We start from the raw sequence: 14010 nt of genomic DNA on the forward strand, positions 1-14010 counted from the left end.
TCGGAATTGAAGTCACTGCAGCGGAAGCTGGCGACCGCACTGGAAGAATGCATTTCTGATATCGAAAAGCTTACCAACAGAACAAATAAAGCATCCCACGGCTTTCGACCTGGGAAGAGCATTCTCACCAACGCTTCCGCTCAACTGCACACGATGTCGAGGAACCGGCGTCCATCTCGAGAACAGAAATGGAGGCCCATCATGGAGTGTTCATTGACCTTAGCCGCGCCAGATTCAATTCGCGGAGATACTCGGGACCACGGCATTTGATGGCGGGCTGCAGTAGTCCCTTCTTTCCGCGTGCGATGAATTCAAGCGGCTTGACCACCATTCCCTCTCCACCCGATTCGGTAAGCGTGCGCCACCATTCGATGGCCTGACTGCATTGCTGGTCAAGGCTTTTGGCCGTCGCCTCATCCAATTGAACTGCTCGTGCGCACCGAGCATCTGAAGGATTATCTCGCTGCGCGCGACATGGGGCTGCAGACGGCGAGCTTCTTCGAGCGGGACGCAATCCTTGCGGATGCTGCGCACATCAACTGGGAAGGAAACCGCGAAGACGAAACACCGTCAGGCTCTTGGGAAGGAAGAATCTTGCCTATTCATCGAGGTGGCGGTGAGCCGTTTGGTAGCAGTACAAGCGTATTTCACGTCTCGAATGAGGGCGTTGACCATGCGGAGGACGTCCCGAAGTTTGACCTGCCAGCTTTGGGTGCAACTAGCCAGACATGGTCGGTGCAGGCTACTGGCGACAAACTTTATCGCGTGATTGGCGAGCTTTGGCGCAACGAATGGATTCCTCCCGGTGACAATAGTCCTCGTGTGCGCGGCGACCAGGTACGCCCCACCGCCTTTTTCATCACCGATGGCTCCGGCAAAACAGAAAGCTACCTAACGCTAGGCCAAAAGGGGCAATGGCTATGGTTCAAGCCAGACGTAGTAAATGCGCTGCTCCAATATCGCGATGGACGGCTGTCTTGGCACACGCGTACCACGGGTAGCGCTGGTTTCGACGAACGCTCTACAGTTCATTTTGGCCTCAACGATATCGGCCTGATGAACGTCTATGCGAAAGATATCGGTCAGCTCGACGATTGGCAACAGAGGGTCTGGGCCGCCCACAACGTCGCTCCCGATGGTCGCGTATCTGCTGAACTATGGAAAGCGCAGATGTACGCGGTACCGGCCGACACCCAAGCGCCTGAGAAGTTCGTTCGGTCGGGGCTCGATTTGGTTAACCGTACAACGCAATCACGGTACGGTACGACGGTCTTTCGCGAACACGCGGATGTAACTCGGATTATCGCGAGTTGTCATCGATTCCGCGCCATTCAACCACAAGGTATTCTCTCTCTGGCTAAGGACCTTGCGCGATTGAGCGCTGACAGTATAGATGCGAGAAATCTGCAAACTGTCCTGAAGAGAGATGAGAAGCAGATGCTGAAATCGTTAAAGTCGCTGGAAGCAATTGTCTCGCTCTCCGTCGGTGACGAGGAAGCTCACGACGTGATGGCTCCGCTCTTCGGAATCTACGACTTGCGCTTAGCCGATGCCCACCTCGCAACGAGTGACCTCAGCAGCGCCTTTTCCCGGGCAGGCGTAGATACAGGGGCGCCGACCGTTAAACAGGGATTTCAAATTCTTGACGCGTTTGTCGGCACCCTCTACACAATCGCTCGCATCATACAAGGCGATGAATCCAACGATACGTCACCGTTTCCGCGATAGCCTGCGCGAGGCGTTTATCGTCAAGGCCTCGAGACACCAACGCGTCGACAAGTTATCCATGACCCCCGCTATCAATAAAAAGACCCATAAATTTTCTCAACTTATGGGCCCCAGGTTGTCTGGTTATGCTTCTACCTACAGCGTTTAACCCATAGATAAATTCAATATGAAAAAAATTTACTTCGACACAAACGTTTTAAGTTACCTAAGGAGCGGGTCGAATCTCGAACTTAACGCACGATTTGCGCAGTTTTCTTCCAACGACATAGTCGTTTTCAGTCCGGCCCATTTGGAAGATATTGCTGCATCCGCGATGCGCGACAATACGGATGCGAAGATGATTGATGAGGAAATCGAATTTCTCCATAAGATTGCAAAGCGGCATGCTCTCCGCCCCGTGACCCGAGACGATGTTGTCCTATATGACGAAGCTCCGCAAGATTGCTACGCGCGCGTCATCGACCAGTACGGGAAAAACGACGATGCCGAGGAAATCGAGAGTGCGGTCGTCGCTGATGCCAATCGCAATCCAGCCGGCGCCCCACGGGAAATGAATAATATAGCGCCGGAAGACATTCTTACTCCAATCGTCTATCGGGAGCTAATCGCTTTGCGTCTGTCGTCCAAAGGGTACATCGACGAGAGCGAGGAGGTTGGGAGCTTAAGATGGACCTTCGCGGATTTGAAAGGCAGATTCAGCGTCTTCGAGGCATATGTAAATCTTTCTGCAAACATCCTCGAGAAGCTTGGTTACTATCGAGAGAAGGAAGATAAATACAGAGCGCGCCTCCATGATGTTTCGCACATCATATACGGTGCGTATTGTGATGTTTTCGTATCCGCCGACAAGAAGCTCGTAAAGAAAGCCAAGGCCATATATAGCCTCCTTGGAGTTCCGGTCGAAGTGATTGAACTAAGCGATTTTTGTCGCGCGTAGTGAACTGCGGCACTAAGGGGGCGAGCGTGTCGGCTCCTCCTACGCCGCCTCCGCAAATATTCGGGCAAACCGCCTTTCTCATTCCACTGTCATCGACCTAGCAGATAGCACGTTTCGACTGCGTGATTTGGCGGTTTTGCTTTCAGCGTATGGGTTGCCTGAGGCCCAGCTTCAAGATGGGGGGCGCCGCCTGCGGCGGCTTAAAACCGGAAGACAAAAAGCACCTAACGCCGACCTCTTCGAATCAACCGAGAGGTATGTGAGGGCAAGGCGCTGCGCGTCAAAACTGCTTCTTATTCGTCGAAGCATGTCCATAGGACCTGCAACGTCGGGGTGGCATGTCCATATTCTCTACTTCGGGGTGAACAAAAAGTTCATCACGTCGCCATCATGCACGACGTACTCCTTGCCTTCCGCGCGCATCTTGCCGGCTTCCTTCGCGCCTTGTTCACCCTTGTAGGTGATGTAGTCGTCGAAGCTGATCGTCTGCGCGCGAATGAAGCCGCGCTCGAAGTCGGTGTGGATTGCGCCGGCCGCCTTCGGCGCCGTATCGCCGACGTGGATCGTCCACGCGCGCACTTCCTTCACGCCGGCCGTGAAGTAGGTCTGCAGGCCGAGCAGCTTGAAGCCCGCGCGGATCACGCGGTTCAAGCCCGGCTCATGCATGCCCATGTCGGCGAGGAAGACTTCCATGTCGGCTTCGTCGAGGTCGGCGATTTCCGCTTCGACCGCCGCGCACACGGCCACGACCGGCGCGCCTTCAGCAGCCGCGAACTTCGTGATCGCGTCGAGGTGCGGGTTGTTCTCGAAGCCGTGTTCCTTCACGTTGGCGACGTACATCGTGGGCTTGGCGGTGATCAGGCAGAACGGCTTGAGCGTGGCCTTTTCTTCATCGGTCAGATCGAGCGCGCGGACCGGCTTCGCCTGGTCGAGCTGCGCGCGAACCTTCTCCAGCACCGCCGCGTTCTTCGCGGCTTCCTTGTCGTTACCCGACTTGGCCGCCTTGGAATAGCGCGCGAGCGCCTTCTCGACGGTGGCGAGGTCGGCAAGCGCGAGCTCGGTGTTGATCACCTCGATGTCCGACAACGGATCGATCTTGTTCGCGACGTGAATCACGTTGTCGTCTTCGAAGCAGCGTACGACGTGCGTGATCGCGTCGGTTTCGCGGATGTTCGCGAGGAACTGGTTGCCGAGGCCTTCGCCCTTGCTCGCGCCGGCCACCAGACCGGCGATGTCGACGAACTCGACCACGGCCGGCAGGATGCGCTCCGGCTTGACGATTTCGGCGAGCGCCTTCAGCCGCGCGTCCGGCACCTCGACGATGCCGACGTTCGGCTCGATCGTGCAGAACGGATAGTTTTCGGCGGCGATTCCCGCCTTGGTCAGCGCGTTGAACAGGGTGGACTTGCCGACGTTGGGCAGGCCGACGATGCCGCATTTGAGGCTCATGGAAATCCTTCAGTGAATCAGTAGGTTGCGTGATGCGCTCGACGCTGCGCGCGGATTCGGAAAGCCTTCGCGCAAGGTGGGGCGCGGCAGGCTCAGCGGAGCGGACAAGACACCGAATCGGGGCGTTGGCTCGACGATTGAGTGCGAGTTTTCACGGAAAGCGCAATTGTAACCCGTTCGCCCGCGCGGACCCGCCGGCGCATTGGCGCGAAGCCACTGTAGAATCGTCAGTTCAGAGCCCGCAGAGCTCAATTTCCGGGGGAGCAGCGTGGGAATCATCAGATGGGTTGGGATCGGCGTGGTCGCCGCGGTCGTGGTGGGCTCGGTCGCGACATGGGTCGCGCCGAATTTCGACGAAGCGCAGGCCACCACGGACCGGCAGACCATCGATTGTTTGACGACCCACCTGTCGCACGAAGATCACGCCGACATCGCGCGGTTCGCCGATAAGAACGACTACGACTCGCTATGGCGCGTGTTCGACCGCGTGTTCCCCGACTGCGCGGTACGCAGCGATCAGCGCGATCGCAAGGCGGAACTCGAGGCGGCCGCGTGGCGCAACCTCTCGTCCAATCGCGACTTCTTGCGCATGCGCGAGGCGAACGCGGCGCTCGCGGCAAGCGCCGCGACGCATTAGCACGACGCATCGAGGCCGCGCGGCCACCGGCCCGGGACTCAAATGCGCGTGGCCGCCAACGCATGAAGTGCGGGTTGCGCGAGCGGTCGGCATCAGACTCGCACAGTCCCGCCGACAACCTCAGGCTCTGCCCCCAGACACCATGTCCGGCACGAGCCCGCGAGGCCCCGCGCACAGCGCTCAACGGCCGCGCCCGTCGATCCGTCCCCCGCAACCCCCGCGGCTATAATGCGCGCATGAACGCACACCACCAGACCTTTGATGCCGCCGTGATCGGCGGCGGGCTCGTCGGCAAGACCGCGGCGCTCGCGCTCACGCAAGCCGGACTGCGCGTCGCACTGCTCGCGCAGCCTTGCGCGGTGCTGCCCGCCGGTGCTGTCTTCGACTCGCGCGTCTATGCGTTGTCGTCGAGTTCGCAGGCCTTGCTCGAGCGGCTGCGGGTCTGGCAGGCGCTCGATCACACACGGCTCGGTCCCGTCTACGATATGCGCGTCTACGGCGACGCGCACGCCGAGCTGCATTTCTCGGCGTTTCAGGCATCGGTACCGCAGCTTGCGTGGATCGTCGAGTCGTCGGTGATCGAGCGCGCGCTCGATGCCGCGCTGCGCTTCCAGCCGAATCTCACGTGGTTCGACGCGCGCGCGCAGGCGCTCGATTTCTCCGTCGACAACGCGAGCGTCGGCCTCGCGAACGGCAGCGTGCTCGAAGCGGATCTGGTAGTCGGCGCGGACGGCGCGCACTCGTGGGTGCGCGCGCAGATCGGCTCCAAGATGGTGCGCCGCGACTACAGACAGATCGGTGTGGTCGCCAATTTCAAGGCTGCGAAGCCGCACGGCGAAACCGCGTATCAGTGGTTCCGCGACGGCGAGATCATCGCGTTGCTGCCGATGCCGGACGGCCACGTGTCGCTGGTCTGGTCGGCGCGCACCGAACACGCCGAGCAGTTGCTCGCGCTCGATCCCGAGCGGCTCGCCGCCGAAGTCGAGCACGTGAGCGGTGAACAGTTCGGTGCGCTCGACTGCGTGACGCCCGCGCAGGGCTTCCCGCTCGCGTTGCAGACCGTGGACCGGCTCGTCGCCCCGCGGGTCGCGCTGGTCGGCGATGCCGCGCATCTGATCCATCCGTTGGCAGGACAGGGCATGAACCTCGGCTTGCGCGACGTCGCCGCGCTCGCGAGCACGATCGGCGGCAAGGAGTCGTTCCGCGATCTCGGCGACATGGTGCTGCTGCGTCGCTACGAACGTGCGCGCCGCGAAGACATTCGCGCGCTGATGATCGCCACCGACGGTCTGCAGAAACTGTTCTCGGTGCCCGGTCCGCTCGCGCGCGCCGTGCGCAATACCGGCATGGCGTTCGTCGGCGCGCAGCCATTCATCAAGCGCTGGCTCGTGTCGGCCGCGCTGGGGTAAACCGCAACGAGGCGTCGGGCGGATAGCCGATGGCCGGTCGCCGGCGCCCGGGACAGGTATCATGACCGGATCGAAGCGCTGCGATCCGCCCCTTATCCGACCCCCGATCGAACCTGATCGAGCCTGATTGAACAGATAGGCGGCCGAAACTCGCGGCCGTAACGTAAAAAACGCGCAGGTGCGCGACTGACTCCAGGACTCCAGCATGAACAAGACCTTCCGCATCGCCGCCGCCGCGCTCGCGATCGGTGCCGCTGTGCTCGGCTGCTCGGCGCAGGCCGACCAGACCACCGACAAGCTCAAGGCCACCTTGCAAACCCGTCTTTCCGACGTGACGATCAAAAGCGTGTCGAAGACGCCGATCGCGGGCCTGTACGAAGTGAATCTTGGCACGCAGATCGTCTACAGCGATGCGAGCGGCGACTACCTGATGCTCGGCGATATGGTCGACTCGAAGACGCGCAAGAATCTGACCGAGGCACGCCTGTCGGAAACCAACCGCATCGACTTCGCGAGCCTGCCGTTCGGCAACGCGGTGAAGGTCGTGCGCGGCAACGGCGCGCGCAAGATCGCGGTGTTCTCCGATCCGAACTGCCCGTACTGCAAGCAGCTCGAAAAAACGCTGCTGTCGATCGACAACGTGACGGTCTACACGTTCCTGTACCCGGTGCTGTCGCCCGATTCGACGGCCAAGTCGAAGTCGATCTGGTGCTCGGCCGATCGCGCGAAGGCGTGGGAATCGTGGATGCAGGACCGTCAGGCGCCGACCGCCGCCGCCACCTGCGACACCGCCGCGATCGACAAGAACCTCGCGCTCGGCCGTGCGATGAACGTCGAAGGCACGCCGACGGTGTTTCTCGCCGACGGTCGCCGCCTGCCCGGCGCGGTGCCGGCAGATCGGCTCGACAAGGAACTGTCGGCCGTGCACTGAACAGCGCGCAGCGCCACAGCGCCACGCCCGCCCCGGGCGCGCAACAGATGCAACGTTCAAACTGAAGGAGGCGCACGCAGCGCCTCCTTTCGCATCGAGCCCCGAACTTCTCCGCCTCACTCTCCTGACACTCCCAAGCACCGCCGATGAAGCCGATCCGCTACACCATCGTTCCGGGTAACCCCGCCGCCCACCTGTTCGAAGTCACCGTGACCGTCGCCGATCCCGATCCGGCCGGCCAGCGTTTCATGCTGCCGGTGTGGATTCCGGGCAGCTACATGGTGCGCGAGTTCGCGCGCAACATCGTCACGCTGCGCGCGGTGAACGACGCGGGCCGCAAGGTGCGCGTCGAGAAGATCGACAAGCACACGTGGCAGGCCGCGCCGGTCAAGGGAGCCTTGACGCTGCGCTACGAGGTGTACGCATGGGACCTGTCGGTGCGCGCCGCGCATCTGGACGACACGATCGGCTTTTTCAACGGCACCAGCGTGTTCCTGTCGCCGCTCGGCCATGAGGACGCGCAGTGCGTGGTCGATATCCAGAAGCCGCAGGGCGCCGCGTATCGCGGCTGGCGCGTCGCGACCGCGCTGCCGGAAGCGCGCGGCACGAAGCGCTACGGCTTCGGCGAATACCGCGCGCAGAACTACGACGAACTGATCGACCATCCTGTGACGCTCGGGGAATTCGCGCTCGCGACGTTCAAGGCGCACGGCGTGCCGCACGACGTCGTGATCGGCGGTCGCGTGATCGGGCTCGACATGGAGCGTCTGTGCAAGGACCTGAAGCGCATCTGCGAAGCGCAGATCGCGATGTTCGAACCGAAGTCGAAGAAGGCGCCGGTCGAGCGCTACGTGTTCATGACGCAGGCTGTCACCGACGGTTACGGCGGGCTCGAGCATCGCGCATCGACCGCGCTGATCTGCAATCGCACCGATCTGCCGGTGCAGGGCCGCGAGCCGATGAGCGAGGGCTACCGGACCTATCTCGGTCTGTGCAGCCACGAGTATTTCCACACGTGGAATGTGAAGCGGATCAAGCCGGCCGTGTTCGCGCCGTATGACCTCGGCGTCGAAAACTACACGTCGATGCTGTGGCTGTTCGAGGGCTTCACGTCGTATTACGACGACCTGATTCTCGTACGCAGCGGTGTGATCTCGCAGGACGACTATTTCGGCCTGCTCGGCAAGGTGATCGGCGGGGTGCAGCGCGGCAGCGGGCGCCTCAAGCAGAGCGTCGCCGAAAGCTCGTTCGATGCGTGGGTCAAGTACTACCGGCAGGACGAGAACGCGCCGAACGCGATCGTCAGCTATTACACGAAGGGCTCGCTGATCGCGCTCGCCTTCGACCTGACGATCCGCGCGCAGACCGGCAACCAGAAATCGCTCGACGACGTGATGCGTCTGCTGTGGAAGCGCTTCGGCCGTGACTTTTATCGAGGCAAGCCGGTCGGCGTCGACGAAAGCGAGATCGAGGCGATTTTCGCGGAAGCGAGCGGCGCGCAACTGGCCGAACTGTTCGCCGAGGGCGTGCGCGGCACGCGCGATCTGCCGCTCGACGCGCTGCTCGCGCCGTTCGGCGTGGCGCTCGCGCCGGACGTCGACAAAAACGGCAAGCCGTCGCTCGGCGTGCGGCTACGCGGCGGCGCGGATTGCGCGCTCGCGACCGTGCACGAGGGCAGCGCCGCGCAGAAGGCGGGCCTCTCCGCTGGCGACGTGCTGATCGCGATCGATGGTCTGCGCGTGACCGGCGGGAATATCGATGCTCTGCTGACGCGCTATCAGCCGGGTGCGAAGGTCGAGGTGCACGCGTTCCGTCGCGACGAGCTGCGCGTCACGCAGGTGAAGCTCGACGGCCCCGAAGTGGCCCGCTACAAGCTCACGGTCAGCGATCACCGTCCCGCCGCGCGCAAAGCCCTTGAGCGCTGGCTGACGAAGTGATCGGCGTGGTGGTGGGCCGCACCGGGCGGTCCACCGATCGTCGCCTGTCCCGTCGTCAATCGGTGGAGGAGGACGGTTGATTGTTCTATCCATGCAACAATCCTTCGCCGCCGGACGGCTTTTTCGCCGGCCGGTAAAAAAACACAATGACTTCACTCGCGCAACACTGCGCGCCCCTACTGGAGTCAACCATGACCACGATCCTGCAAATCAACTCGGCAGCCCGTTCGCAAGGCGCGAACTCGACGCTTCTCGTCAACGAGCTGACGGAAAAGCTGCAACAGTCGAATCCGGGCGCGCAAGTCGTCGTCCGTAACCTGCAAGCCGAACCGCTGCCGCACCTCGACGACGCCGTGCTCGGCGCGTTCTTCACGCCGGCCGACCAGCGCACCCCGGAACAGGCCGCGATCGCCGCACGCAGCGAAGCGCTGATCGCCGAACTGCAAGCCGCCGACGTCATCGTGATCGGTGCGCCGATGTACAACTTCGGCATCTCGTCGCAACTGAAGACGTACTTCGACTTCATCGCACGTGCGGGCATCACGTTCCGTTACACCGCGAACGGCCCGGAAGGCCTCGTGACGGGCAAGAAGGTCCACGTCGTGTCGGCGCGCGGCGGCAAGTATCTCGGCACGCCGAACGATAGCCAGACGCCGTATCTGAAGAGCTTCCTCGGCTTCCTCGGCATGACCGACGTGAACTTCATCTACGCCGAAGGCCTGAACCTGGGCCCGGACGCCGCGAACGCCGCGCTGAGCTCGGCACGCGAAGCGATCGCCGCGGTTTAAGCGGGTTTGTCCTGCCGCATTGCGCAGCTTCGATGCGGCGCGAGCGGTGAAAAGAATAACGCCACGGATGGGTTCATCCTCCGTGGCGTTTTCGTTGTGTATCGCAATCTTCTGACGACGACGCTCTCACGCAAGCATTTGCGCGTCGTCCGGTAGACGCCAGTCGATCGGCTCCCGGCCGTGCTGCAACAGATACTCGTTCGCCTTCGCGAAATGCCCGCAACCGAGAAAGCCGCGATGCGCGGACAGCGGCGACGGATGCGGCGCCTCCAGCACATAGTGCGACTTGCCGCCGAGTAGCGCGCGCTTCGCCTGCGCATGCGCGCCCCACAGCATGAACACGAGGTTCTGATGCCGCGTCGCGAGTTCGTGGATCAGCGTGTCGGTACATTTCTCCCAGCCGCGTTTCGCGTGGCTCGCGGCGCTGTCGCGCTCGACGGTCAGCACCGTGTTCAGCAGCAGCACGCCCTGTTTGGCCCAGCTGTCGAGGCAACCGTGCTGCGGCGTCTGGTGACCGAGACTCGCGGCGATTTCCTTGAAGATGTTGCGCAGCGACGGTGGCGGCCGCACGTGCGGCGCGACCGAAAACGCGAGACCGTGCGCCTGCGGCGTGCCGCGGTCTTCGCCGTGGTACGGATCCTGGCCGAGGATTACGACTTTCACTTCGTCGGGGCTCGTCAGGCGGAGCGCGCGGAACACGTCGGCCGGATAGATCGTTTTGCCGGCGGCACGCTCACCGTCGACGAAGCGGCACAGCGGCGCGTAGGTGTCGCTGTCGATGAAGGGTTTCAGGTGTGCGCGCCAGGCCGCGGGTAGCGCGGCGAATTGTGCTTCAAGCGTGGGCGGGGCGGCGCTGGGGTCGGCGGAGGCTGCGGCGGGGGCGACATCGTCGAACAGCGATGCCTGCGGCAAACTGGAGCGGGTGCGGGAAGCGGAGGTCATGGCGGGGAAGTGTCGCAGCAAACGCGGACTAGCTCAAGTTGCGGCAAGCGAGCGCATGAGGTGCCGCGGGTTTCGGGCAACGCGCTCACCTGGCGCGCAACCGATACCCGCGCTGCGCCTTGCTGATGTCATCCGGCGCGAGGCCGGCAATCCGTTTGCCGAGTTCGGCGGCGAGCGTGTGAAGCGCCGCTTCGTCGCCCGATTTCAGTTCGAGCTCGATCTCCGAGATCGGCGCGCGGCGCGCTTCATCGTCGACTTCGGCAAGCACGTCGCCCTGATCGATCGCCGCCTCGATCTGAGCGCCGTCGGAGTCGAGCAGCCATAGCGTGCGCGTGAAATTGGTGTGGAACAGCTCGATCAGCGCAGGCGCGGCCTGTTTCAGTGCATCCGCGGCGGCGGGTTCGTCGCAAGCGCTCAGCAACGATTCGATTTCGAGCTTCGCGCCCGCGACCGGCAATTCCCATTCGTGCCGGCTATGCAAGCCGTTCGTCGCCGTGCCGACCGTCTTGAAGGTCTGCAGCCAGCCGTCCGGGGTCTGCCGTAGACGCAGCGCGCTCTTTGACGACGCCAGCGTCAACTGCGGCGTATCGAAGTAAATGTTCACGAGCTTGATCGCGCGTCCGTTCTTGCCGGCGCGCGCGGCGAACCACTGCGTCGCCGCCTGCACCTGCGAAGCCGGCAGCGCCAGCTTGATTTCGCGTTCCATGCCCATGCTGGGTGTCCTTGTTGCGTGGATTTCTCTGCGCCCGATACGCCGATACGTCGATACGACGCTCAGAAAAACATCCGCGCGAGTTCCACGCCCGGCTCGTCCGCGCGCATGAACGCTTCGCCGACAAGGAAGGTATGCACGTTCCGCGCGCGCATGCGCTCGACGTCGTCGCGCGACAGGATGCCCGATTCGGTCACGACGATGCGATCGTCGGGAATCGCGTCGAGCATGCCGAGCGTCGTGTCGAGCGAGGTTTCGAAGGTGCGCAGATTGCGGTTGTTGATGCCGATCAGTGGCGTCTTCAGCGTCAGCGCTTCCTTGAGTTCATCGCTGTCGTGCACTTCGACGAGCACCGCGAGCCCCAGCGAATGCGCGAGCGCTTCGAGGTCCTGCATCTCGGCGGTTTCGAGCGCGGCGGCGATCAGCAGGATCGCGTCGGCCCCCATCGCGCGTGCTTCGACCACCTGATACGGATCGACGATGAAGTCCTTGCGTATCACCGGCAACTGGCACGCGGCGCGCGCTTGCTGCAGATAGGCGACGCTGCCCTGGAAGAACTGCACGTCGGTCAGCACGGACAGACACGCCGCGCCGTGCTTCTCATACGAACGCGCGATGTCGCCCGGCACGAAGTGCTCGCGCAGCACGCCCTTCGACGGGCTCGCCTTCTTCACTTCGGAGATCACCGCGGCGAGACCCGCCGTGTGCTTGGCGCGCAATGCGCCGACGAAGTCGCGGAGATCGCGCGACGACGCTTCGAGCCGCAGTTCTTCGAGCGGCACGCTTTGCTCGGCCGCCCGGACTTCTTCGCGTTTGACCGAGATGATGCGGTCGAGGATGTCGCTCATAAATGTCTCGCTACGTGATTACTGCTTGAATTGCTGGGTGAAGCGCACCAGTTCGTCGACCTTCGCGCGTGCCTTGCCGCTCGCGATCGCTTCGCGCGCGAGCTCGATGCCGTCCGCGATCGTGGCCGCGACGTTCGCCGAATAGAGTGCCGCGCCGGCGTTCAGCGTGACGATTTCCCGCGCGACGCCGGGCTTGTTGCTGAGCGCGTCGAGCAGCATGACCTTCGACTCGCCCGCGTCGGCGACTTTGAGCGTGCGGTTCGACACCATCTGCATGCCGAAGTCTTCCGGATGGATCTCGTACTCGCGGATCTCGCCGTCGCGCAACTCGCCGACCAGCGTGGCGCCGCCGAGCGACACTTCGTCCATGCCGTCCATCCCGTACACGACGAGCACGTGTTTGGCGCCGAGGCGCTGCATCACGCGCACCTGAATGCCGACGAGGTCGGGGTGAAACACGCCCATCAGCTGATTCGGCGCGCCGGCCGGATTGGTGAGCGGCCCGAGGATATTGAAGATCGTGCGGATGCCGAGTTCCCGGCGTACCGGCGCGACGTTTTTCATCGCCGGATGATGGTTCGGCGCGAACATGAAGCCCATGCCCGTTTCCGCAATCGATGCCGCGACCTGCTCCGGCTGCAGATCGATGTTGACGCCGAGCGCTTCGAGCACGTCCGCGCTGCCCGACTTGCTCGATACGCCGCGATTGCCGTGCTTTGCGACCTTCGCGCCCGCCGCGGCCGACACGAACATCGTCGCGGTGGAAATGTTGAACGTGTGCGCGCCGTCGCCGCCGGTACCGACGATATCGACGAAGTTCGAGTTGTCCTGCACGTCGACGTGCCGCGCAAATTCACGCATCACCGTGGCGGCCGCGGTGATTTCGCCGATGGTCTCTTTTTTGACGCGCAGGCCGGTGATGATCGCCGCCGACATCACGGGCGAGAGTTCGCCGCGCATGATGAGGCGCATCAGGTGCAGCATTTCGTCGTGAAAAATCTCGCGGTGCTCGATGGTCCGCTGCAAGGCTTCCTGGGGCGTAATGGACATGATCTCGTCTCTCCTTGTGTCAGGCATTGCGCGGCGCCGCGTGATGCGAGGCCTTGCCGGCGACGGCGAGCTTCGACTGCTTGACGAAGTTTTCGAGCAGCGCGTGGCCGTGTTCGGACAGGATCGATTCCGGGTGGAACTGCACGCCTTCCACGGCCAGTTCCTTGTGGCGCACGCCCATGATTTCGCCGTCTTCAGTCCATGCCGATACTTCGAGGCAGTCGGGCAGCGATTCGCGTTCGATCGCGAGCGAGTGGTAGCGCGTTACCGTAAAGTGCTTCGGCAGGTCTTCGAATACGCCCTTGCAGTCGGTTTCGATCGTGCTGACCTTGCCGTGCATGATGGTCTGCGCGCGCACGACGCGGCCGCCGAACGCCTCGCCGATCGCCTGATGGCCGAGGCACACGCCGAGAATCGGCGTCTTGCCGGCGAATTCGCGCAGCACGTCGAGCGTGATGCCCGCGTGTTGCGGATTGCTCGGGCCCGGCGACAGGCAGATGCGCTCGGGGTTCAGCCTGGCGATTTCATCGAGCGTGATTTCGTCGTTGCGGTAGGTGCGCACGTCTTCGCCGAGTTCGCCGAAGTACTGCACCAGGTTGTAGGTGAACGAGTCGTAGTTGTCGATCATGAGCAGCATGGTGT

The 14010-nt window shown here is 62.7% G+C and carries 14 protein-coding genes; 7 read left to right on the plus strand and 7 right to left on the minus strand.

Features of this window, described 5'->3' with window-relative positions; all coding sequences use genetic code 11:
- Positions 1-199 precede the first annotated feature (199 nt).
- A complete protein-coding gene (locus OKW30_RS20505) occupies positions 200-421 on the minus strand; it encodes a hypothetical protein (RefSeq protein WP_429347455.1) in 222 nt (73 codons plus the stop codon).
- Between the two features lie 11 nt (positions 422-432).
- On the opposite strand from OKW30_RS20505, the gene OKW30_RS20510 reads away from it, so the two are divergent.
- Both OKW30_RS20510 and OKW30_RS20515 read left to right on the plus strand, forming a co-directional pair.
- Positions 433-1728, plus strand: a complete 1296-nt coding sequence (locus OKW30_RS20510) for a hypothetical protein (RefSeq protein WP_429347456.1) — start codon at positions 433-435, stop codon at positions 1726-1728.
- Positions 1729-1894: 166 nt separating this feature from the next.
- On the plus strand, positions 1895-2665 hold the full coding sequence (locus OKW30_RS20515) for a hypothetical protein (RefSeq protein ID WP_429347457.1): 771 nt from the start codon (positions 1895-1897) through the stop codon (positions 2663-2665).
- A gap of 351 nt (positions 2666-3016) precedes the next feature.
- On the opposite strand, the gene ychF is transcribed toward OKW30_RS20515, so the two are convergent.
- Positions 3017-4114 (minus strand): redox-regulated ATPase YchF, encoded by a 1098-nt coding sequence (gene ychF / locus OKW30_RS20520; protein ID WP_429347458.1) that lies wholly within the window; start codon positions 4112-4114, stop codon positions 3017-3019.
- 268 nt (positions 4115-4382) lie between these two features.
- Between ychF and OKW30_RS20525 the strand changes: the two genes are divergently transcribed.
- From OKW30_RS20525 to OKW30_RS20545, 5 genes are all read left to right on the plus strand, one after another.
- Positions 4383-4751: a hypothetical protein gene (locus OKW30_RS20525; protein WP_260336551.1), complete on the plus strand. Its 369-nt coding sequence runs from the start codon at positions 4383-4385 to the stop codon at positions 4749-4751.
- A 236-nt stretch (positions 4752-4987) separates the two neighbouring features.
- Positions 4988-6160: a UbiH/UbiF family hydroxylase gene (locus tag OKW30_RS20530; RefSeq protein ID WP_429293997.1), complete on the plus strand. Its 1173-nt coding sequence runs from the start codon at positions 4988-4990 to the stop codon at positions 6158-6160.
- A gap of 205 nt (positions 6161-6365) precedes the next feature.
- Complete coding sequence (locus tag OKW30_RS20535) at positions 6366-7091, plus strand: DsbC family protein (RefSeq protein WP_429347459.1); 726 nt, start codon at positions 6366-6368, stop codon at positions 7089-7091.
- A gap of 146 nt (positions 7092-7237) precedes the next feature.
- Positions 7238-9028 carry a M61 family metallopeptidase gene (locus OKW30_RS20540; protein WP_429347460.1) on the plus strand — a complete coding sequence of 597 codons (1791 nt, stop codon included), beginning with the start codon at positions 7238-7240 and terminating at the stop codon, positions 9026-9028.
- A 191-nt stretch (positions 9029-9219) separates the two neighbouring features.
- Positions 9220-9816 (plus strand): FMN-dependent NADH-azoreductase, encoded by a 597-nt coding sequence (locus OKW30_RS20545; protein ID WP_018420121.1) that lies wholly within the window; start codon positions 9220-9222, stop codon positions 9814-9816.
- Between the two features lie 126 nt (positions 9817-9942).
- Here the strand turns inward: OKW30_RS20545 and OKW30_RS20550 are convergent, their stop codons facing one another.
- From OKW30_RS20550 to OKW30_RS20570, 5 genes are all read right to left on the minus strand, one after another.
- Complete coding sequence (locus tag OKW30_RS20550) at positions 9943-10758, minus strand: uracil-DNA glycosylase (protein ID WP_429347461.1); 816 nt, start codon at positions 10756-10758, stop codon at positions 9943-9945.
- An 85-nt stretch (positions 10759-10843) separates the two neighbouring features.
- On the minus strand, positions 10844-11470 hold the full coding sequence (locus OKW30_RS20555; protein ID WP_090802018.1) for a CYTH domain-containing protein: 627 nt from the start codon (positions 11468-11470) through the stop codon (positions 10844-10846).
- Positions 11471-11532: 62 nt separating this feature from the next.
- Positions 11533-12318 carry an indole-3-glycerol phosphate synthase TrpC gene (gene trpC / locus OKW30_RS20560; protein WP_429347462.1) on the minus strand — a complete coding sequence of 262 codons (786 nt, stop codon included), beginning with the start codon at positions 12316-12318 and terminating at the stop codon, positions 11533-11535.
- An 18-nt stretch (positions 12319-12336) separates the two neighbouring features.
- Positions 12337-13368: an anthranilate phosphoribosyltransferase gene (trpD, locus tag OKW30_RS20565; protein WP_184070524.1), complete on the minus strand. Its 1032-nt coding sequence runs from the start codon at positions 13366-13368 to the stop codon at positions 12337-12339.
- Positions 13369-13387: 19 nt separating this feature from the next.
- Positions 13388-14005 (minus strand): aminodeoxychorismate/anthranilate synthase component II, encoded by a 618-nt coding sequence (locus OKW30_RS20570; RefSeq protein ID WP_184065689.1) that lies wholly within the window; start codon positions 14003-14005, stop codon positions 13388-13390.
- Positions 14006-14010 lie beyond the last annotated feature (5 nt).

This window comes from Paraburkholderia sp. Clong3 (assembly GCF_050436485.1).
Classification (GTDB): Bacteria; Pseudomonadota; Gammaproteobacteria; order Burkholderiales; family Burkholderiaceae; genus Paraburkholderia; species Paraburkholderia tuberum.